Consider the following 18,643-nt stretch of genomic DNA (forward strand, 5'->3'; position numbering starts at 1 on the left):
GTCTATAAACCAGCCTGGAGGCACGGGGTTATCGTGCAAGTTAAACAGAACACAGAGATACGTTCAGCTTAACTTGTTTGATGACTTCAGGGCTACTGAAAACTCAGGCTTCAGCCGTTAGGCAAGCCTGAGTAGTTTATTCCTAACAAACCCCTTACAATAAGAAGACAGCTAATTGTTTAGATTTGTATAGCCAACTCAGGTATAGAACGATATATGGCTGCCGCCGTCTTAATCGAGAACCTAAAAAAATACTACGGGGATGTCGAAGCCGTGAAGGACATCTCCCTGAACGTCGAACCCGGTGAGATTTTTGGCTTACTCGGTCCGAATGGAGCGGGGAAAACGACAACGATTCGCTGTCTGTGTACCTTAAGTAAACCGGACGCGGGTAAGATTGAGGTATCGGGAATTTCTGCGATCGCGAATCCTAGAGCCGTCCGTCGCCGCATCGGTTATGTCGCCCAGGAAGTGGCATTAGATAAAGTGTTGACAGGTCGCGAGTTACTGCAACTGCAAGGGGATTTATATCACCTACCCAGCAGCGTTGCCAAAGAGCGCGTCAATACCATGATAGAGGTGCTCGGCTTGCAGGAGTATGCCGATAAAAAGACAGGAACCTATTCCGGCGGAATCCGCAAGCGTCTGGATTTAGCCTCTGGCTTACTCCATAAACCCGATGTTTTAGTTCTTGATGAACCCACCGTGGGACTCGATATCGAGAGTCGGGTGGTGGTGTGGAATTTCCTGCGTCAACTGCAAAACGCTGGCACCACTATATTTATTACCAGCCACTATTTGGAAGAAATAGATATTTTAGCCGATCGCGTGGCAATTATCCACAAAGGCGTTGTCATTGCCGAAGGTACGCCCTCTCAGTTAAAGGATAACGTGGGTGGCGATCGCATTACCCTCCGCATCCGGGAATTCTCTCCCATGGAAGAAGCCCAAAATGCTAAGGAAAAGCTTGAGGTGTTACCCTTTGTCCAAGAAGTGATTATTAATACGGCGCAAGGGAATTCCCTAAACTTAGTCGTCAAACCTCAAAGCGATGCATTGACTAACATTCAGCAATCCTTAAAAGACGCCGGATTACCCATCTTTGGCATAGCCCAATCCCGACCTAGTTTAGATGATGTCTACTTAGCCGCCACAGGTCAAACCCTAATGGATGCTGAACTCGCGGCGGCGGGAACACGAGATGCAAAAGCCGAGAAAAAGCAACGGATGAAGGAATGATGAGAGAGCTGGGGAAGCAGGGGAAGCTGGGGAAGCAGGGGGAGAGAGAGATGAGGGAGATGAGGCAGATGGGGGAGTCATGTTCCAGACGTGATGACACAAGCGTCTGTGTGTAGGGGCGGGTTTTACCACTAACGGGAAGGTTTGCACCCTGATATGACTAAACCCGCCCCCAGGGATTACAGTCGCGACAAATGACAAATGACGAATGACCAATAACTAATAACTAATAACCAAAATTATGAGTGGAACTGTAACACCATCGAAACCGGAAATTAATTGGCAACCCGACGTGGTAAGTCAAGTCCCTGTTAGTGATAAGGCGGGTGTGGGTGAATTTGTCCAAGAAACCTTGGCACTCACTAAGCGCCTGTTTATCCAACTGCAACGACGCCCATCTACATTAATTGCTGGGGTAATTCAGCCGTTAATGTGGCTGATTCTGTTTGGGGCGTTATTTCAAAATGCACCAAAAGGACTCTTCGGTGAAAGCTTATCATACGCCCAATTCTTGAGTGCTGGTGTAATTGTATTTACCGCCTTCGCTGGTGCGCTCAATGCTGGCTTACCGGTGATGTTTGATCGGGAATTTGGCTTTCTCAACCGTTTACTCGTCGCACCTCTGGCGTCTCGCTTCTCCATTGTTGCCGCATCAGCTATCTATATCGTCGCCCTCAGCTTTATCCAAGCGGTGGTGATTGTTGCGGCTAGTGCGGTTATGGGTGCGGGTGTTCCCAATATAGCCGGACTCGGTGCGATCGCGCTGATCGTTTTCTTGCTGGTAATCGGGATGACAGCATTAAGTTTAGGACTCGCATTTGTGCTTCCGGGTCATATTGAACTCATTGCGGTCATTTTTGTCACCAACTTACCCCTGCTATTTGCCAGCACTGCCCTAGCGCCGCTATCCTTTATGCCAAAATGGTTACAGCTTGTCGCTAGTCTCAATCCCTTGAGTTATGCGATAGAACCAATTCGCTATCTCTACCTCCATGGGGATTGGTCTTTAGGTAGTGTTGTCATGGAAGCGCCTTGGGCATCAATTACGTTTGGCGGGGCTGTTTTAGTCCTGTTTGGCTTTGCCACCGCCGCATTAGTTATCATTAGTCCATTGCTACGACGCCGATTTGCCTAAAAAATTCCAGATTATTTAAGGCGCTATAGTAGGGACACGGCACTGCCGTGTCCTTATCGGTAGAACGGCTAATCATATTTCTAACATAAACAGGCTAACTGCCATGAAGATAAACACTCTCTTAACTCCGGCACTCACCTCAACCCTGTTCGCTCCCCTAGCATTAGGAGTGGCTGTTGGCATTATCTCAGCCATTATCCCTGAATCTGCGATCGCACAATCGGCTGAACGGGTAAATCCCCTAGAAGGTATGGATAATCGCCAAAATGAGCGAGATCCACTCACGGGAACGACTGGCAACAGTGTCTTTGATTTTATCCATCGTTCCCGTTTAAGTGTTGATACGGATACATTTAACAGCGAACTGGATCAAAACCTAGACAATGCGACGCAGGAGTTCCGCCGTCTACAAATGGAACGCTTAAGAAATCAACAACAAGCTCAACCGAATAACTCGTCTACTCCGGCTGGCTCAAGAATTAGATAACTGGAGGTAGAACCTCCCGAAAAGCATTCCCAGGCAAAGCCTGGGAACAAGAAAGCTAGCTCATGCTGGCTAAGATATCCTTAGCGTGGGAATCGGTTTTCACCTTTTCATCAACATAAGTGATCGTACCTTCGCCGTTAATCACATAAGTGACGCGCTTGGAGTAACCACCGCCTTCAACATCATAAGCTTTGGTAATCGTGCCATCCGGATCAGCGAGCAATTGGAAAGGCAAGCCATACTTCTCCTTAAATTGCTTATGGGATGCCTCATCATCCATACTGACACCGAGAACAACCATATCTTTGCCTTGATATTCCGCGTAGTTGTCCCGGAAGCTTTGGGCTTCTTTGGTGCAACCTGGGGTATCGTCTTTGGGATAAAAATAGAGAACTACTGTTTTCCCAGCCAAGTCAGAAAGGGAAACGGTATTCCCTGCATCATCTTTGGCGGTAAATGCCGGAGCTTTATCACCAACGCTTAAAGCCATAAGTCTTTTTCCCTGTGTGTTTAATACGCTATTGACTATTCTTCACTTTACTACGGATTATCGGTGGACTTGATTGGAAAATGTAGTGTTTGATATTGATTCAAGCCAATACACGCTCGGCAATACTACTGGGTTGGAAAAACAAAGCCCCTACGCCAGGAGCTTCCTCTGCTGAGTCAGGAAAGTTAAGATGGATGGATTGAAGCCTAAAAGTGGGGTTCACTAGCGTTTCCAGCAGCTAACCAATGACTTCCATTTCGTCACAAAAAGCCCAGTCGGTTCACTATCCAGAGCAAACAGTTAAACGCGCTGAACAAGCTTTGCGCTGTTTGCCCTTTCAGTTAACCTTGTACAAGGTGATGCGTTCGACCAGTGTTTCCCTACTCGCGATCGCAACCCAAAAAGGGATAGAACAGGGTTATACTAAGCGTTCCTTATCCGAGTTGGCAGCCGAACGTGATTTAATGTGGTTGATTCAAGTCGGTGTGTTGCGGCGAGAAGTTGATGGGCAAGGTATTACCGACAGTTTTCGTCTCACGCCCTTGGGTCGTCAACTGGTGGAAAAATGGGCAAGCCAAGGCGAGTCATTGCCCCCGCCATCCCTTTGGGATCGCATCACTCACGCCTGGAACCGTTGGTGGCGATTGCCGATTTAAATCTATGGTCGCACGCAGGGTTGCTTCTATTTGTCCTGATTACCCTATAACTCCCAAGCCGCTTTATGAAATCGCTGATGGTGGTGGGGACAACGTCCCACGCAGGAAAATCGTTTATTGTTACCGCCTTGTGCCGTATTCTTTCTCGGCGCGGTTGGCGTGTGTCTCCGTTTAAGGGACAAAATATGGCGCTCAATGCCTATGTCACCCCCAATGGAGGAGAAATTGGACATGCTCAAGCCGTCCAAGCCTGGGCGGCTAATGTGACGCCCTGTGTCGAAATGAACCCGATTTTACTCAAACCTCAAGGGGATATGACCTCTCAAGTTATCCTCATGGGTCAAGTGGCGGGTAACGTCAGCGCGGCGGATTATTACGAACAATACTTTGATCGCGGTTGGCAGGCGATTGAAGAGTCCCTACGGCGTTTGAGTCATGAGTTTGATTTTCTGGTATGTGAGGGTGCAGGGAGTCCGGCGGAGATTAATCTTAAGCACCGCGATTTAACCAATATGCGGGTAGCGAAACATTTAAATGCACCAACCTTACTCGTGGTAGATATCGATCGCGGCGGCGCATTTGCTCATATTGTTGGGACTCTGGAACTGTTGGACGCAGATGAGCGAGCCTTGATTAAGGGCGTGGTAATTAATAAATTTAGAGGACAGCGCTCGCTTTTGGAATCAGGGATTACTTGGCTTGAAGAACGCACTGGAATTCCCGTGGTTGGGGTTATTCCCTGGATGGATGAGATATTTCCCGCTGAAGACTCTTTGGCGCTACTGGAGCGCGACAATCACAGAAAGCTCGATAGTGAATTAACGATCTCGGTGATTCGCTTCCCCCGGATCTCTAACTTTACCGACTTTGACGCCCTAGAAGCTGAACCGACGGTCACGGTAAAATATATAACACCGCATCAATCCCTCGGCTACCCCGACGCCCTGATTTTGCCAGGGACAAAAACTACAATTAAAGACTTACTCCTGTTGCACAAAACAGGCATGATTGAAGAAATTCAAAACTATGCCGCTGCGGGGGGTACAGTTTTAGGCATTTGTGGTGGTTTTCAAATGCTGGGTCAAAGCTTACTTGATCCGGATGGCATTGAGGATGAACCAGGACAGTATCAGGGATTAGGATTATTACCCATTAAAACAATAATTACTGCCCGAAAAGTAACTCGTCAACGCTTGGTTAGCTCCAACTATCCTCAAGTTGGTTTACCTGTAGAAGGGTATGAAATTCATCAAGGACGTTCTCGGCTGATTGACTCGGAAACCACCGATAATCAGTCTGCCTATCAACCCCTGTTTGATGACCCAGGTTTAGGATTAGTCGATGTGACTCAATCGATTTGGGGGACTTATCTCCATGGTTTATTTGATAATGGTCCTTGGCGACGGGCTTGGTTGAATCAACTGCGACATCAACGCGGACTTTCGTCTTTGCCAACGGGTATTCCGGACTACCGAGATCAGCGAGAAGTGGTTTTAAATTCCCTAGCCGATAGCGTAGAGGCTCATTTGGATTTAAGTACTATTTTACCTGCCCTGAGTTAATAACTAGAACCTGTTCATGAGTGTTACCATTCGATTCTTACCCGATGATGTCACCATTAATGCAGAAGTTGGAGAACCCCTACTGCAAGTAGCTCAACGCGCGGGTGTTTTCATTCCCACAGGATGCCTCATGGGTTCGTGTCATGCTTGTGAGGTTGAGATTAACGAGGGAGAAACGATTTGCGCCTGCATCTCTGCTGTACCACCGGGTTCCGAACAGCTTACGATTAATCTCTACAGTGATCCAACTTGGTAAAATCATAAGAGATGCCTGAAACTAGATCAGTTGCTAATTTACTCCACTATGTCATCGACTGCATCCTCTACTCCGAGCCCCGCGATTCCGGTTGAGAAAATCCGTTATAACGATCACGGACTTGTCCCTGCCATTGTCCAGGATTACCTGGATGGTACAGTATTGATGATGGCGTGGATGAATCGGGAATCGTTGCAGAAAACCTTGGAAACTGGGGAAACCTGGTTCTGGAGTCGCTCGCGTCAGGAATTATGGCACAAAGGCGCGACATCAGGTCATTTGCAGCATCTGCGATCGCTGCGTTATGACTGTGATAGTGATACCCTGCTGATTGGTGTAGAACAGGTGGGGGATGTTGCCTGTCATACTGGGGAACGCAGTTGTTTCCATCAGGTGGATGGGATAAAGGCTGCACCGCCAGCCGATACCCTGTCTCAGGTGTTTGAAGTGATTTGCCATCGCCGGGATAATCCCACAGCCGAATCCTATACCTGTAAGCTATTTAAGGGTGGGGATAATAAGATTCTCAAAAAGATTGGCGAAGAAGCCGCCGAGGTAGTGATGGCGTGCAAGGATGATGAGTTGGATGCGATCGCGTCTGAGGTGGCTGATTTGTTTTATCACACCCTAGTCGCATTAGCCCATCACCAGGTTGATGTGCGAGACGTTTATCGCAAGTTACAAGACAGAAGGGGTTGAGATCTTCCCCCACTTTCAGACTTCAGAAGGAGTTACTTAAGTACGCCAGGGATAACCATAGAGATAGGCGTATTGGAAGATAACGCTTCTAAAAGTTTCAAGAGGAAAAAACGATGTTTCAAAGCGTGGGAATGATGGTGGGGTTGTACCACACACCTCCGTGGCTGGCTAAAGTTCCAGCAGCTCCAACCGTGTCTCCAGTCACTCATGCTCCAGAACCTGCGGCTTTGGTCTTTTCAGGACCGCAGTTTTTTATCGCCTTGATTGCTGGAGTACTCATGGCGTTTGCCTTCCAATTTTTGTTAACCAATTTTACCCTTGCCGCAGGCATTTCAGCCGGGGATAATCCATTAGATGCAGATGAGTCTGAAAGCTGGGGAAGCAAGATTAGCGAAGTTGAATCTAAGGTAGGGGTATGGGCTTTAGTCACCGTTAACATTGCCTTATTCATCGCCTGTTTCCTAGCGGTGAAACTGACCCTAATTAACAGCCTGACTCTGGGAGCCATTACAGGCGTTGTGATCTGGTCTGCATACTTCTTGCTGCTACTGTGGGTTAGTTCTACAGCAATGGGTTCTGTTGTGGGTTCCGTTGCGAATACAGCGGGTTCAGGCTTGCAAGGAGTCATGACTATAGCCACTACAGCTCTGGGTGGAAGGTCAGCAAACGCTCAGATTGTCAATACAGTTGAGGAATCTGTAGCTGCTGTTCGCCGCGAATTGAGTTCGGCGGTTGACCCTACCCGTGTCCAGGAGACAGTACAAGACTATGTGGCAGATCTGGCAATACCCAAGCTCAATCTCAAACAAATTCGCAATGATTTGGAAAATTTGCTCAGCGGTTCGGAGTTAAGATCTATCGCTGAGAGTGATATTCTGGAAAACGTGAACCGTCAGACGTTTGTCGATTTAGTCAGCAGTCGTACAGACTTATCCAAACAAGACATTAATGGGATTGCAGACCAACTAGAAGCCGCTTGGCAGCAAGTATTGGGTAAACAACAACAAACTGATCCACAGGCAAAACTGCTCAACTTCCTTCAGGAAGCCAGTCCAGAAGAGCTAACCTCAGGTCAGCTTGGCGATAAGCTCGGACAACTCGTGGGAGTGGGAGCGGGTAAATCCAATGGCGGTAATGGCAATGGTGGCTTCGGGGAGCAAGCTTTGCAACTGGGTGTCAGCGCTCTAATGAGTAGAGTACTGTCGCGGACGGATTTGTCTGACATAGATGTGGAAAAAATTTCGGATCAGTTGCAACAGTTTAAAGATAAAGCGACAGAGCAAGCTAAAAATCTTTCCTCTCAGGTAGCCGAGCGAGTACCGGGACAACCCTTTAATACGATTAAGGCAGATGTAGAAAACTACCTGCTCGATTCCAAACCTTGGCACTTGAACCGAGAGACGATTAAGCAGGAATTTAAAGACGTTATCTATGACCCAGAAGCAGCTCCCAAGGCAGTTCGGCAGCAATTAGAGCAACTGAATCGAGACGATTTCGTTAACCTGCTGGAATCACGGGATAATTTCAAATCCGAGAAAATAGCGGATATTGCCGATCAGTTGGAAGGTATCCGCCAGGAGGTTCTGGAAACCGTTCAAGGTGCTGAGTCTGAAGAACAGTCCCAAGACATCCGCACTCGGGTGGAAAATTATCTACGCAATACCAACAAAGAAGAACTGAATCCTGAAGGGATTGAGCATGATTTCCAAGCACTTCTGGATGACCCACAGGCGGGTATTGACGCACTACGGCAACGGTTATCTCAGTTTGACCGCGATACTTTAGTGCAACTGCTCTCTCAACGGGACGACTTGAGTCAAGAGGAAGTCGAGCAACGGGTTAGTCAACTTGAGAGTACGCGCGATCGCGTCTTGTCACAAGCTCAGGAACTGCAAGACCAAGGGAAATCTAAAGCCGATGAGCTGCGCGGTAAGGTAGAAGAGTATCTACGCAATACCAACAAAGAAGAACTGAATCCCGACGCGATTGAGCAAGAGTTGCAAACTCTGTTGGATGACCCACAGGCGGGACTATCCGCACTCCGACAACGGTTATCTGAATTTGACCGCGATACGCTGGTGCAATTGCTCAATCAGCGCGAAGATCTCAGCCAGGAGGAGATTAATCAGGTCATTGACCAGTTCCTCAATGTACGGGATACTATCCTAAATGCACCGCGAGAATTAGCGGGTAGTGCGAAGGAGCAGTACGAGCAAATCAAAAATAAGATTGCTGAGTATCTGCGGAACACGAATCTGGAGGAACTTGACCCTGAAGGGATTAAGCAGGATTTAGGGAAAATACTGGATGACCCGAAACAGGGAGCTTTATCTGTGCGCGATCGCCTCTCTCAGGTTGATCGAGAAACCTTGGTCAAACTCCTCAGTCAACGGGAAGACTTAAGTGAGGAGGACGTTAATCGGATTATTGACCAAGTGCAAGATGGGATTCAAAGCCTGGTGAAAGCACCGCGACGCTTGGCAAGTCGTGCGAAAGGTAAGGTACAGGATGTACAATCCAATTTTGAAGAGTATCTGCGGAATACGGATAAGGAAGAACTTAATCCTGAAGCTATCAAGCGCGAGCTAAAACAGTTGTTTAACGATCCATCAGAAGGCTGGAAGAGTGTGAGCGATAGGCTCTCCCACTTCGATCGTTCAACGCTTGTGGCGCTGCTGTCCCAACGAGAGGATATTTCCGCCGAGGATGTGAACCGGATTGCGGATAATATTGATTCGGTTCGTAATCAGTTTATCGAACAAGCACAAGCGGTTCAGCACAAACTGCAATCGACAATTGACAGCATTTTTGGTCGCATTCGGCATTACCTCAACTCCCTGGAGCTTCCCGAACTCAACTATGAGGGGATTAAGCGAGACATGCGTAAATTGTTTGATGATCCAGAAGCCGGGTTTGATGCGCTGCGCTCACGATTAGGTCAGTTTGACCGAGACACTCTGGTGGCTCTGTTGAGTTCCCGCGAGGATCTTTCCCAAGCTGATGCTAATCGGCTGATCGAGCAAATTGAAGGGGTGCGCGATCGGGTACTCAGCCGCGCTGAACGCCTCCAAGAGGAAGCTCAAAAACGGGTTAAACAACTCAAACACAAGGCTAACCAACAAGTGAAAGAAACCCGAAAAGCTGCAGCAACAGCGGCTTGGTGGTTATTTGGTACGGCGCTTACTTCCGTCGGGGTTGCGGCTTTCGCTGGTGTGTTAGCTGTAGGCGGTTTAGGGATATTTGGTTAATCGTTCGACAACTTCACCGATTAACAGAGGCTCCAGGGGAGGCAAAAGGGATGTCCTTTCCCCTTTTGCCTCCCATCTTCTGCCTTGTTCACTGAATCATTTTGTAAACTACCCCACCTGATTAGCTGCGCCTAAAGGCTTGCTTGCTCCAGATGGGGCTTTTGGTAGCCCTGGTTCTATCCCACAAGACAATAGTTCCGTTCGCGTAGCGTGCGCGAAGCGCAAACCTCTAGGCTGGTTTACAGAACAGCTCCAAAGTTCAATCATTACTAACCCAACTTAACCGCTGTGGCAAAGAAAATATGAATCCCATCTTGATCTTCTCTGGGGGGAAACTGGAACGTAAATCGACCAAAACAAGCTTCCGGATCACTCGGTTGTACTACTGTCTTAGTTTGCCAACCATACCGGGCAAAAAAATCCTCTGGCACATCACAACCAAATTGCCACATACTCGCCCAATCATCTGATCCATTACACACCACATTATTAATCAGATCACACCCTAGGCGACTTTCTTTCGCCGATAACTCATCAATCTTTGCCATCAAAGATATTGCTTGTTCTTCCGTTAAATAATAAATAAAACCCTCTAAAATCCAGATTGTCGGTTCCTCTGGCTTAAATCCGGCAGCCAATAATAAATTAACCCATTCTGATGTGCCTAAATCCGCAACAATCGAACGGCGATCGCACCTCGGCTGTTCATTCGCCAAAATCTGATTCTTATAAACAATCACATCCTCTTGATCTACCTCATAAAAACGCAGATTATCCGGCAAGTTCAACCGATAAGCCCTTGTATCTAGACCAGCCCCCAATAACACTACCTGAAGACTATTCCCCAGATTATTTAATAAAAAATCATCTAAAAACCGAGTTCTTACTTGACTATAAGGTCGCCCTTGTTTCTCATAACTCTCAGTTAAGGTGATTGCCTTTTCAACTACCTCATCTCCGGCTAACTTTTGGGCAAATGGATCAACAAACAAAGCATCATCCCGCTTTGATTCACAAGCCCGAACTGCTGCCATTGCCCTGGCTGTATAACTAACCGTTACTTCTTGAGAATTTGCCATTTTTAAGCTACTCTATTTATAGTGTCTTGCCTTCTTCACTGCAAGTGCTTGAAATTCATAGTTTCAGCATAGGGCATCAGGGGTGCGATCGCTCCCCCCTTTCTGACTTCCGCTAGAATACTGAGGGGTAACAGTAGCGAATGTCGATGTTAACCCAGCAATGGCAACAGGGAATACACAATTTAAATGCGTTTTAGCTTATCTCAATAAAAATTAAGTATGACCCAGCAGCAAACCCAGCGCCCCTTACGTCGGGGTCGAATATTTCCTCAACATACAATACCGCCGCAAGAACTGGCAAGACGTAAAGCGGAACGAAACGCACGGTATCAACGCTGTTTCCCGGTTTTTGAACGAGTTCGAGATGAGTTAATGAGTGATTACTATAACTGGTTTATACTGATTGAGCCAAATAGTGGAGACTATTTCATTGACGCTGATGAAGATAAGGCGGTGGAAAAGGCACGTCAAAAGCATCCGACTGGCTGGCTAATGACATTCCGAATTAATGAGACTGGAGCCTGTGGCATGATATGATTTCTGGCAGATTTGGCAGTATGGGTGAGCTTTTTTTTGAGATTGATTTGATTACAGCCGAGGGAGAAGCGTTTCAAGTTGATGCGTTGTTGGATACGGGATTTACGACAGGTTGGTTAGCCGTTAATAGTCAAGATATTGATGGATTGGGGTGGCTGGTGATTGAACGAAATCGAGCCATGCGAACAGCACAAGGACAAGATGTGTTTGATTTGTATGAGGGAACGGTGAGTATTGATGGGGTTGAGTACAGGATTCCTGTTCATCTGGGCGAAGAAATTCCTGATCATCTTCGCCTCCAGAGACGCCACCCGTTCATTCAGGGGAATCTCCTCACTACACCCCATATAAGACGCCAACGCATTAATCACCACCTCCGTCTTCGACAACCCCGTGCGTTCGATGTAGTCAGTCAGACGTTGGTTGAGATGAGTAGGAATGCGGATACCGAGTTGGACTGAGTTCATCGGGAAAACCGGAAAAAGATATTTTAATCTAGCCAATGCCTAGCGGAATTTGACAAGGGTGTCGTATCAAATCTTAAACGTTTCACCCTAACCCCTTCCCAATCAAAGCATCCCACCCCCTTTATAGCGCTACGCGCTAGGCAATAGGCAATAGTGAAGAAAAACACTGACTCATCAAGGGATTGAGCGATTTAAATTTTTCTTTTTTTGTCCTAACCTTAGAGTATAGTGCTATATAATCTAGTCCGCGCAGGCGGACGAAAGTTTGTGTAGCTGCGACTTCCAGTCGCCATTGCATCAAAAACGGATTCGGCTTACAGGTTGACAATCACCCCCTACAATAAAAGAACGCGCAGGCGTCGCCAACTCCCCCGATAAATCACCTATTTATCTCAAATCTACGCTATGCTCCAGGTTATTGGTGTTACCAAAGCGATTACAAACTTAAACCAGGCGCATCATACCTTTCAATTGCAGCCAATAACCGATCCCACCTTCTTCCCGGAATGGCTAGAACCCTTACCAGAACTCAGCCTGAGGGGAATTGAAACGTGCGATCGCCGACGAACCCGCTGACGCCTCTCAAACAATTAAGGATAGTCAACTTTAGGAATCTTACAGCGGCGCTTGAAAGGTAAAGTAATTTTGATGGTTATCAACAGGTTTACCTTTTTGACCCTAAGTATAAACTCGATAGTGAAACACAGGATAATTTAGGCAATCAAGGAAAGCCGAAAGCAGCAGATATCCAAAAAATGCATACCTATCATGACGCCATCCAAGATAGAACGGGTAATCAAGTTGTGCAATATGCGGCGATTCTTTACCCTGGTTCCTATAAGTCATATTCCGGAGGAGAAATTGAAGCGCTTCCAGCCTATCCTGGAAATGAGGCTAAACTACAGCAGCACCTGTATCCTGTGTTAGAGAACGCCCTCACGGTTGTGTAATCGCCTAAACTGATGAATCTAGATGTAATTGTTATCGGTAGCGGGATTGGCGGATTGACGGCGGGTGCTTTACTCGCCCGTTATGGTAAGCGGGTGCTAGTTTGTGAAAGTCATGCTATTCCCGGCGGTGCGGCGCATAGTTTCCACAGACAGGGGTTTGAGTTTGATTCGGGTCCTTCATTTTATTGTGGATTAAGTCAGCAACGCCCCAGTCTTAACCCATTACGGCAAGTTTTGGATGTGCTGGGCGAGTCGTTAGAAACGGTTCCCTATGACCCCCTAGGACATTACCATTTTCCCGAAGCGACGTTACCCGTGTACAGTGACGCCCAACGGTATCGAGAAGCCGTGGCGGAGATTACACCTCAAGGCGCAAAAGAATTGGCACAATTTGAAAAACGCCTGCTGTCTCTCTATGAGGGGTTGCGAGAGATTCCCACAATTGCTTTGCGATCAGATTGGCAAGTAATTCCAGTTTTAGTGGGACGTTATTTACCCTCGCTATTAAAATTACTGCCTCACCTGGGACTTGTCCAGAATTCTGTGGGCAAAATCATGGATGAAACCGTGGGTGATCCCTGGGTGCGGCGGCTGATTGATGTGGAATGCTTTCTATTATCGGGATTAAAAGCACAGGGAACGATCGCGCCTGAGGTAGCCTTTATGTTAGGGGAACGTTCCCGTGCGGGTGTGGAGTATCCCCTGGGTGGAAGTCGGGCGATTGTGGAGGCGTTGGTGCGTGGGTTAGAACGCTGGGGGGGTGAGTTGCGCCTAAATGCCCATGTTGACCAAATTTTAGTCCAAGGGGGGAAAGTTGTTGGGGTGCGGTTGCAACGGGGAGAGGTGTTGAACGCCCCGGTAGTGATCTCTAATGCCACAATTTGGGATACCTACAGCCACTTATTGCGCCCAGAAGATTTACCGACGGCGTACCGGAAACAGTCCCTAGAAACCCCAGCCGTAGCGAGTTTCATGCACCTGCATTTAGGGATTCGGGCGGAGGGGTTAGAGGGGTTGACGGGACATCATGTTGTGGTTCACGATGCCAATCGGGATATTACTGAACCGGGTAATACTTGCATGATTTCCATTCCCTCCGTATGGGATGCTAATCTTGCCCCGATGGGTCATCATGTGATTCATGCCTATACCTTAGAACCCTACCAGGGTTGGCAGCGTGATGATAAATATAAAGAGAAGAAAAAGGCGCGATCGCAATCCTTATTCCGGGCGTTAGAACGGGTGATTCCGGATATTCGAGAACGGATTACCTTAGAACTGATTGGTACACCCTTAACTCATTCTGATTATTTACGTCGCTATCAAGGCACCTATGGTCCCGCGATCGCAGCAGGTAAAGCCATGTTTCCCAGTTGTCACACGCCGATTCCCGGATTGTATCGGGTGGGGGATAGTACAATGCCAGGAATAGGGGTTCCAGCGGTGGCGGGTTCGGGTATTCTTTGCGCCAATACCTTAGTGAAACCCTCGCAAACTGCCGAGTTATTGGCATATTTGGGTAACAAAGGGTAATCGCGCGATCGTCCTCTCATCTCTCCTCCCTTTCATTCCCAGATCTGAGAAGGGAATGCCCCCCAACTGACGTGCGTTCAATAGATTAACCGTTCCGGAAATAGAATAATGTAGATCTAAGTAGAACCGGGGTTTCCAGCTCAATTTTCCCTATTTATAATCGGGGAAACTCTGGTGTTTATCTCCCTCTGGATTTGCACCAGAATGGCGACATTCAGGAGGAAGAATAACGTTACCCTTAGCCAGTTCCCGTCGTCGGTATTTTAAGTTAACAGGTGCGACAGGTTGGGAGGAAATCGTAGCAGTCATTACCCGGAATTTACCAGAGTTAGACTGGCTACCGAAACCGGGTGAACCATTATTACAATTGCAGGAAGGGCATTTAACGGGGTTATTGGACTATTTAAAGGATGACTGCGACTCTCAACTGTGGCGGATGGCGTATCAGGTGACGGTGTAATTGAGGTTGAAGGGGTTGAGGAATTGTATCGGTGAGGCTAAAAGCGTCGTTGGCGAGGCTCAGAGTGTCATTTATCCACGCTCAAAGCGTCGTTGACGAGGCTCAGAGTGTCCTTTACCTACGCTCAAAGCGTCGTTGGCGAGGCTCAGAGCGTCATTCACCCACGCTCAGAGTGTCATTGACGAGGCTCAGAGCGTCATTCACCCACGCTCACAGCGTCATTGGCGAGGCTCAGAGTGTCATTCACCCACGCTCACAGCGTCATTGGCGAGACTCAGAGCGTCATTGGCGAGTCTCCGAGTCTCGCGGGTGAGATTTTGAGGCTAATCGTGTTGGGTAAAGGTGTGAATTAGCATTGTAGGGGCGCATGGCGTGCGCCCATCAAACCGTCAAATCTATGCCGCAATTTTAGCTGTGCCACGCCGCCATCGTGGATTAGGCGGGAATAAAACTATGGCACATAACCGGAAATGGAACAATCCGCCGTAACCCACCAAAGCCTTTATGAAGGATAAGTTACCCTTCGCCAACACATCTCAAAACTGGGCGCAAGCCTTGCGCCCCTACAGAATTATTAACTATGGACGAACAACGAATTCAAGGCTATTTAAATCTAATTCAAACACTGCTAAATTGTCCCAAGGGCAAGGAAGTAGAGATATTACACCGTCACTCTAATTTAGTAGATGAGGGGTTAGTGAGGGTGATGGAATTGGTAGCGGAGGACATAGAATTACAGCATCGGATTATTACCCCAGAATCGGCAACTTTTTCCAACCGATCAACCCCTTGCCCATCCTTACTTCTGGGGCGCTTGGATCTGTCAGGGGGAGACGAAAGCGGTGAGGTTGAAAGGGTTAAATCCGTAGACTAGGGGGAAGCATGTAGAGACGCGCCATGGCGCGTCTCTATTCTTGGCGAGGAGTTGATAGGCTCGCATCACTTAGGACAAATTACAACCTACGAACGTGAATTAAATTGCTGACAATATTTCAAAAAACGCCCAGGAATCTCTGTTTTTTCTCCCCAATGCAAATGAATATAGGATGCATGTATCTGATACATTTTCCACCCCTCAATACTCACTTTCCCCTTCGGCTCATATCCTTGGATTTCAAATAAAGGAGGCTTAGGAGTTGCGGTTAACTGGGAACGATGAAATTCATGTCCCCAAACTTTTTCACCGGCTAATACTAAGGGTGTATTTTGTAATGCTGTTGCTTGACGATATCCCAGGGTTAAACGTTTACCCATTACCGCCTTTGTGGGTAATATCCCTACCATCGACCAACATTTTTCCTCAAAATCTATAACCTCTTGGCATAAATACATCAAACCGCCGCATTCAGCATAGGTGGGCATTCCTTGAACAATAGCATTCCATACCGCCTGACGCGCCTCGATATTATCCGCCAATTCCTGAGCAAATACTTCGGGGAAGCCGCCGCCAAAATAAAGTCCCTGCACACCTTCGGGTAACGTGGTATCTGCTAGGGGACTCCAGGGAATTAATTGGGCTCCCAATTTTTGCAATAAATCCAGATTATCTTGATAGTAGAAACTAAAGGCGCGATCGCGAGCGATGGCAATTCGGGTAATGGGTTGAGAGACACCAGGGGTTAAGGGTTGATGGTTGACCGTTGAATCATGACGATCTGCCCTCAACAGCGGCAATAAATGCTCCCAATTAAAGCAAGTTTCGCCAATATCAGCCAGTTGGTCAATTAACTGAAAAAGAAAAGTCAGTTCATCGGTGGGAACTAAACCCAGATGGCGATCGGGAATCGTCAGACTATCCTGACGCCGGAGTACACCGAGTATGGGTAATTGTAGGGGTTCTAGGGCATCTTGAAGTAATTCTAAATGGCGATCGCTCCCCACTCGATTCAACACCACCCCAGCCACTTGGATGCTCTGATCAAAAGAACGATACCCCTGTGCGATCGCGGCGACGGAGCGAGATAAGCGACTACAATCTAAAACCAACAGCACAGGAACATGTAACAGTCGGGCAATATGCGCTGTACTGGCAACATCATCGCGTCCTGATGCCCCATCAAACAACCCCATCACCCCTTCAATCACAGCATAGTCTACGCCGTCCAGATGACGGTTAAAACAGGCTTGAACATAAGATTCGGACGTTAACACCGGATCTAAATTGCGACAGGCACGCCCCGTCACCCGTTGATGAAACATCGGGTCAATGTAATCCGGACCCACTTTAAAGGATTGTACTCGACAATACCGCCGCGATAAACACGAAAGTAGGGCAAGCGTCACCGTTGTTTTGCCCACCCCACTTCGTTCACCAGCAATGATTAAAGCCATAGAAATGTGGGAACATTTGGGGCATTCCCCGTGAATGTGTAGGGGCGGGTTTTACTACTATCGTTTCTTCCCTGACAAGGGATGCAACTAAACCCGCCCCGATTCCCCCATTTACCCACACCCATACCGAATCCCTAACTCCCAGCTTTCAGGATCTGCCCAGCCACCGCCAGAGTTTCTTCATACAGCAAATCGCGACCCCAACGTTGCAACTGCTGACTCAACAACTGCTCCGTTTTTTGGTCAAACATCGGAGTAACCTGCTGAATACGGCACGATTGCGCCCCGCCATGTGCCTCCATCCGCATACAACCGGTGGTTTCTGAACATAACACCGTGCAGCAGTCAGCGTCCATATTCGTTGAACCCAAACGTAGGCTAATCAAATCTCCCGCCACTTCTCCCACATCAACCGTGGGAATCCCGGCTAATTCAGCTTCTACAGTGCGATGTTCGGGAGTGGTGAATTTAACCCGTCGAATATCATATTCCCCACCCTCTTTCTGATAAGAAACCGGACGCCACTGGAGTCGAGACGCCAACCACCCCAGAAACATTAAAGCCTGAGCGGGATTGCCTTGCTCGTAATCGATGGTAACTTGGTCAACCTCTTTGAGGGCAGAGCGACGCTCTGGCGGATCAAATGCCTCAGCCGTCAACTCTTGCCACGAGGCTAACCGCCGCCAGTTGAGGTCAGCCATGGGTATCTCTTGGGTGATGAATTCCTGTAGTCGCGATAACCCACTTTCTGGTTTTTGGAAGGCACTCGAATCAACGATCACGCTATTGCTAACCCCAGCCAGTCGTTTGAATAACCCATAATCCGGATCGGGTGTTCCCTTCCACCAAACAAACTTAGGTAGATCATCAATCATCAGTTCACAGATCATACCCCCGAGACGCTCTAAAGCTGCCGTTGTGCCACTCAAGGTAATGTATTCGCAGCAAACCAGGGTACTTTTACTGTGCTTTTGAATGGGACAAGAGGCAGAGACTTGAACATTCACCCCTTCATCTTCACCGACAATGGGGCATAGGGCGATAATCCGACAAGGATTCGCTGCCGCGATCGCATCAGCAATTCCCGATCCTTCTATATCAGCCGAATAGGGTTGCCGTTTGGTTTCCCCATTTCCATTTGCCTGTTGCTGATGTAGTTCATTATGCTCTTCGCGCAGTTTTGTCTTGGTTTTTTCATCCGCCTTGCCAGTTCTAGGCAGTCCATAAGCTTTCTGTGCGGCTTTGAGCGCGGCAAACATGCGCGGTCCGATAATTCCGTCAATCGGACCTGAATAATATCCCAATGCGCTTAAAAGTAGTTGAGTTTCTTCGGGCTCGTAAACCACCAACGTAAAGGTGGTTGCCCGTACAGCAGTGGGAACATCGCTGTTCCCATCGGTTGTACTGTAACTTTGCCAGATATCCCGAAGTTCTTCCTCAATTTCATGTAAGGAAATCTCTTTGGGCGATTGTAGAGAAAGAATTGGAGGAGATTGTACCATCGTTATTTATCC

18 protein-coding genes and 1 pseudogene are annotated in these 18,643 nt (G+C 47.8%); 14 read left to right on the forward strand and 5 right to left on the reverse strand.

Features of this window, described 5'->3' with window-relative positions; all coding sequences use genetic code 11:
• Positions 1-216 precede the first annotated feature (216 nt).
• From RID09_RS13370 to RID09_RS13380, 3 genes are all read left to right on the forward strand, one after another.
• Positions 217-1,239: an ATP-binding cassette domain-containing protein gene (locus tag RID09_RS13370; protein WP_446336425.1), complete on the forward strand. Its 1,023-nt coding sequence runs from the start codon at positions 217-219 to the stop codon at positions 1,237-1,239.
• Positions 1,240-1,480: 241 nt separating this feature from the next.
• The gene (locus RID09_RS13375; RefSeq protein ID WP_446336426.1) at positions 1,481-2,374 is read left to right on the forward strand and encodes an ABC transporter permease; all 894 of its coding nucleotides are present in this window, start codon (positions 1,481-1,483) and stop codon (positions 2,372-2,374) included.
• A gap of 103 nt (positions 2,375-2,477) precedes the next feature.
• On the forward strand, positions 2,478-2,861 hold the full coding sequence (locus tag RID09_RS13380) for a hypothetical protein (protein WP_446336427.1): 384 nt from the start codon (positions 2,478-2,480) through the stop codon (positions 2,859-2,861).
• Between the two features lie 55 nt (positions 2,862-2,916).
• Here RID09_RS13380 and RID09_RS13385 read toward each other — a convergent pair whose 3' ends face one another.
• The gene (locus RID09_RS13385) at positions 2,917-3,351 is read right to left on the reverse strand and encodes a peroxiredoxin (protein ID WP_446336428.1); all 435 of its coding nucleotides are present in this window, start codon (positions 3,349-3,351) and stop codon (positions 2,917-2,919) included.
• A 245-nt stretch (positions 3,352-3,596) separates the two neighbouring features.
• Here RID09_RS13385 and RID09_RS13390 point away from each other — a divergent pair, with 245 nt between their 5' ends.
• The 5 genes from RID09_RS13390 (at position 3,597) to RID09_RS13410 (ending at position 9,772) form a co-directional block, all read left to right on the forward strand.
• Entirely contained in the window at positions 3,597-4,007 is a 411-nt protein-coding gene (locus RID09_RS13390; RefSeq protein WP_446336429.1) for an Npun_F0494 family protein, read from the forward strand.
• A 65-nt stretch (positions 4,008-4,072) separates the two neighbouring features.
• Positions 4,073-5,569: a cobyric acid synthase CobQ gene (gene cobQ / locus RID09_RS13395; RefSeq protein ID WP_446336430.1), complete on the forward strand. Its 1,497-nt coding sequence runs from the start codon at positions 4,073-4,075 to the stop codon at positions 5,567-5,569.
• Between the two features lie 16 nt (positions 5,570-5,585).
• Entirely contained in the window at positions 5,586-5,825 is a 240-nt protein-coding gene (locus RID09_RS13400; protein WP_446336431.1) for a 2Fe-2S iron-sulfur cluster-binding protein, read from the forward strand.
• Positions 5,826-5,873: 48 nt separating this feature from the next.
• On the forward strand, positions 5,874-6,524 hold the full coding sequence (gene hisIE / locus RID09_RS13405; protein ID WP_446336432.1) for a bifunctional phosphoribosyl-AMP cyclohydrolase/phosphoribosyl-ATP diphosphatase HisIE: 651 nt from the start codon (positions 5,874-5,876) through the stop codon (positions 6,522-6,524).
• A 113-nt stretch (positions 6,525-6,637) separates the two neighbouring features.
• Complete coding sequence (locus RID09_RS13410; RefSeq protein ID WP_446336433.1) at positions 6,638-9,772, forward strand: MFS transporter; 3,135 nt, start codon at positions 6,638-6,640, stop codon at positions 9,770-9,772.
• Positions 9,773-10,041: 269 nt separating this feature from the next.
• Here RID09_RS13410 and RID09_RS13415 read toward each other — a convergent pair whose 3' ends face one another.
• A complete protein-coding gene (locus RID09_RS13415) occupies positions 10,042-10,851 on the reverse strand; it encodes a class I SAM-dependent methyltransferase (RefSeq protein ID WP_446336434.1) in 810 nt (269 codons plus the stop codon).
• A gap of 219 nt (positions 10,852-11,070) precedes the next feature.
• Between RID09_RS13415 and RID09_RS13420 the strand changes: the two genes are divergently transcribed.
• The 5 genes and pseudogenes from RID09_RS13420 (at position 11,071) to RID09_RS13440 (ending at position 14,338) form a co-directional block, all read left to right on the forward strand.
• Positions 11,071-11,388: a hypothetical protein gene (locus tag RID09_RS13420; RefSeq protein ID WP_446336435.1), complete on the forward strand. Its 318-nt coding sequence runs from the start codon at positions 11,071-11,073 to the stop codon at positions 11,386-11,388.
• 20 nt (positions 11,389-11,408) lie between these two features.
• Complete coding sequence (locus RID09_RS13425; protein ID WP_446336436.1) at positions 11,409-11,849, forward strand: hypothetical protein; 441 nt, start codon at positions 11,409-11,411, stop codon at positions 11,847-11,849.
• A 411-nt stretch (positions 11,850-12,260) separates the two neighbouring features.
• Positions 12,261-12,431, forward strand: a complete 171-nt coding sequence (locus RID09_RS13430) for a hypothetical protein (RefSeq protein ID WP_446336437.1) — start codon at positions 12,261-12,263, stop codon at positions 12,429-12,431.
• An 89-nt stretch (positions 12,432-12,520) separates the two neighbouring features.
• Positions 12,521-12,805, forward strand: a pseudogene (locus tag RID09_RS13435) (nuclease domain-containing protein); the annotation flags it as partial.
• Positions 12,806-12,817: 12 nt separating this feature from the next.
• Positions 12,818-14,338 carry a phytoene desaturase family protein gene (locus RID09_RS13440; protein ID WP_446336438.1) on the forward strand — a complete coding sequence of 507 codons (1,521 nt, stop codon included), beginning with the start codon at positions 12,818-12,820 and terminating at the stop codon, positions 14,336-14,338.
• A 150-nt stretch (positions 14,339-14,488) separates the two neighbouring features.
• Here RID09_RS13440 and RID09_RS13445 read toward each other — a convergent pair whose 3' ends face one another.
• On the reverse strand, positions 14,489-14,647 hold the full coding sequence (locus tag RID09_RS13445; protein ID WP_446336439.1) for a hypothetical protein: 159 nt from the start codon (positions 14,645-14,647) through the stop codon (positions 14,489-14,491).
• 731 nt (positions 14,648-15,378) lie between these two features.
• On the opposite strand from RID09_RS13445, the gene RID09_RS13450 reads away from it, so the two are divergent.
• Entirely contained in the window at positions 15,379-15,672 is a 294-nt protein-coding gene (locus RID09_RS13450; RefSeq protein ID WP_446336440.1) for a hypothetical protein, read from the forward strand.
• A gap of 86 nt (positions 15,673-15,758) precedes the next feature.
• Here the strand turns inward: RID09_RS13450 and RID09_RS13455 are convergent, their stop codons facing one another.
• Complete coding sequence (locus RID09_RS13455; RefSeq protein ID WP_446336441.1) at positions 15,759-17,129, reverse strand: cobyrinate a,c-diamide synthase; 1,371 nt, start codon at positions 17,127-17,129, stop codon at positions 15,759-15,761.
• 134 nt (positions 17,130-17,263) lie between these two features.
• Complete coding sequence (opcA, locus tag RID09_RS13460; RefSeq protein WP_446336442.1) at positions 17,264-18,631, reverse strand: glucose-6-phosphate dehydrogenase assembly protein OpcA; 1,368 nt, start codon at positions 18,629-18,631, stop codon at positions 17,264-17,266.
• Positions 18,632-18,643 lie beyond the last annotated feature (12 nt).

The sequence above is a fragment of the Coleofasciculus sp. G1-WW12-02 genome, from assembly GCF_040219735.1.
Lineage (GTDB): Bacteria > Cyanobacteriota > Cyanobacteriia > Cyanobacteriales > Coleofasciculaceae > Coleofasciculus.

Excerpts from the sequence above, each read along its gene's own strand:
- RID09_RS13390 (WP_446336429.1), top strand. The coding sequence starts at position 3,597 with ATGACTTCCATTTCGTCACAAAAAGCCCAGTCGGTTCACTATCCAGAG.
- RID09_RS13455 (WP_446336441.1), bottom strand. The coding sequence starts at position 17,129 with ATGGCTTTAATCATTGCTGGTGAACGAAGTGGGGTGGGCAAAACAACG.
- RID09_RS13410 (WP_446336433.1), top strand. The coding sequence starts at position 6,638 with ATGTTTCAAAGCGTGGGAATGATGGTGGGGTTGTACCACACACCTCCG.
- RID09_RS13385 (WP_446336428.1), bottom strand. The coding sequence starts at position 3,351 with ATGGCTTTAAGCGTTGGTGATAAAGCTCCGGCATTTACCGCCAAAGAT.
- opcA (WP_446336442.1), bottom strand. The coding sequence starts at position 18,631 with ATGGTACAATCTCCTCCAATTCTTTCTCTACAATCGCCCAAAGAGATT.
- RID09_RS13425 (WP_446336436.1), top strand. The coding sequence starts at position 11,409 with ATGGGTGAGCTTTTTTTTGAGATTGATTTGATTACAGCCGAGGGAGAA.
- RID09_RS13450 (WP_446336440.1), top strand. The coding sequence starts at position 15,379 with ATGGACGAACAACGAATTCAAGGCTATTTAAATCTAATTCAAACACTG.
- RID09_RS13380 (WP_446336427.1), top strand. The coding sequence starts at position 2,478 with ATGAAGATAAACACTCTCTTAACTCCGGCACTCACCTCAACCCTGTTC.
- RID09_RS13430 (WP_446336437.1), top strand. The coding sequence starts at position 12,261 with ATGCTCCAGGTTATTGGTGTTACCAAAGCGATTACAAACTTAAACCAG.
- RID09_RS13445 (WP_446336439.1), bottom strand. The coding sequence starts at position 14,647 with ATGACTGCTACGATTTCCTCCCAACCTGTCGCACCTGTTAACTTAAAA.
- hisIE (WP_446336432.1), top strand. The coding sequence starts at position 5,874 with ATGTCATCGACTGCATCCTCTACTCCGAGCCCCGCGATTCCGGTTGAG.
- RID09_RS13415 (WP_446336434.1), bottom strand. The coding sequence starts at position 10,851 with ATGGCAAATTCTCAAGAAGTAACGGTTAGTTATACAGCCAGGGCAATG.
- RID09_RS13440 (WP_446336438.1), top strand. The coding sequence starts at position 12,818 with ATGAATCTAGATGTAATTGTTATCGGTAGCGGGATTGGCGGATTGACG.
- RID09_RS13370 (WP_446336425.1), top strand. The coding sequence starts at position 217 with ATGGCTGCCGCCGTCTTAATCGAGAACCTAAAAAAATACTACGGGGAT.
- RID09_RS13375 (WP_446336426.1), top strand. The coding sequence starts at position 1,481 with ATGAGTGGAACTGTAACACCATCGAAACCGGAAATTAATTGGCAACCC.
- cobQ (WP_446336430.1), top strand. The coding sequence starts at position 4,073 with ATGAAATCGCTGATGGTGGTGGGGACAACGTCCCACGCAGGAAAATCG.
- RID09_RS13400 (WP_446336431.1), top strand. The coding sequence starts at position 5,586 with ATGAGTGTTACCATTCGATTCTTACCCGATGATGTCACCATTAATGCA.
- RID09_RS13420 (WP_446336435.1), top strand. The coding sequence starts at position 11,071 with ATGACCCAGCAGCAAACCCAGCGCCCCTTACGTCGGGGTCGAATATTT.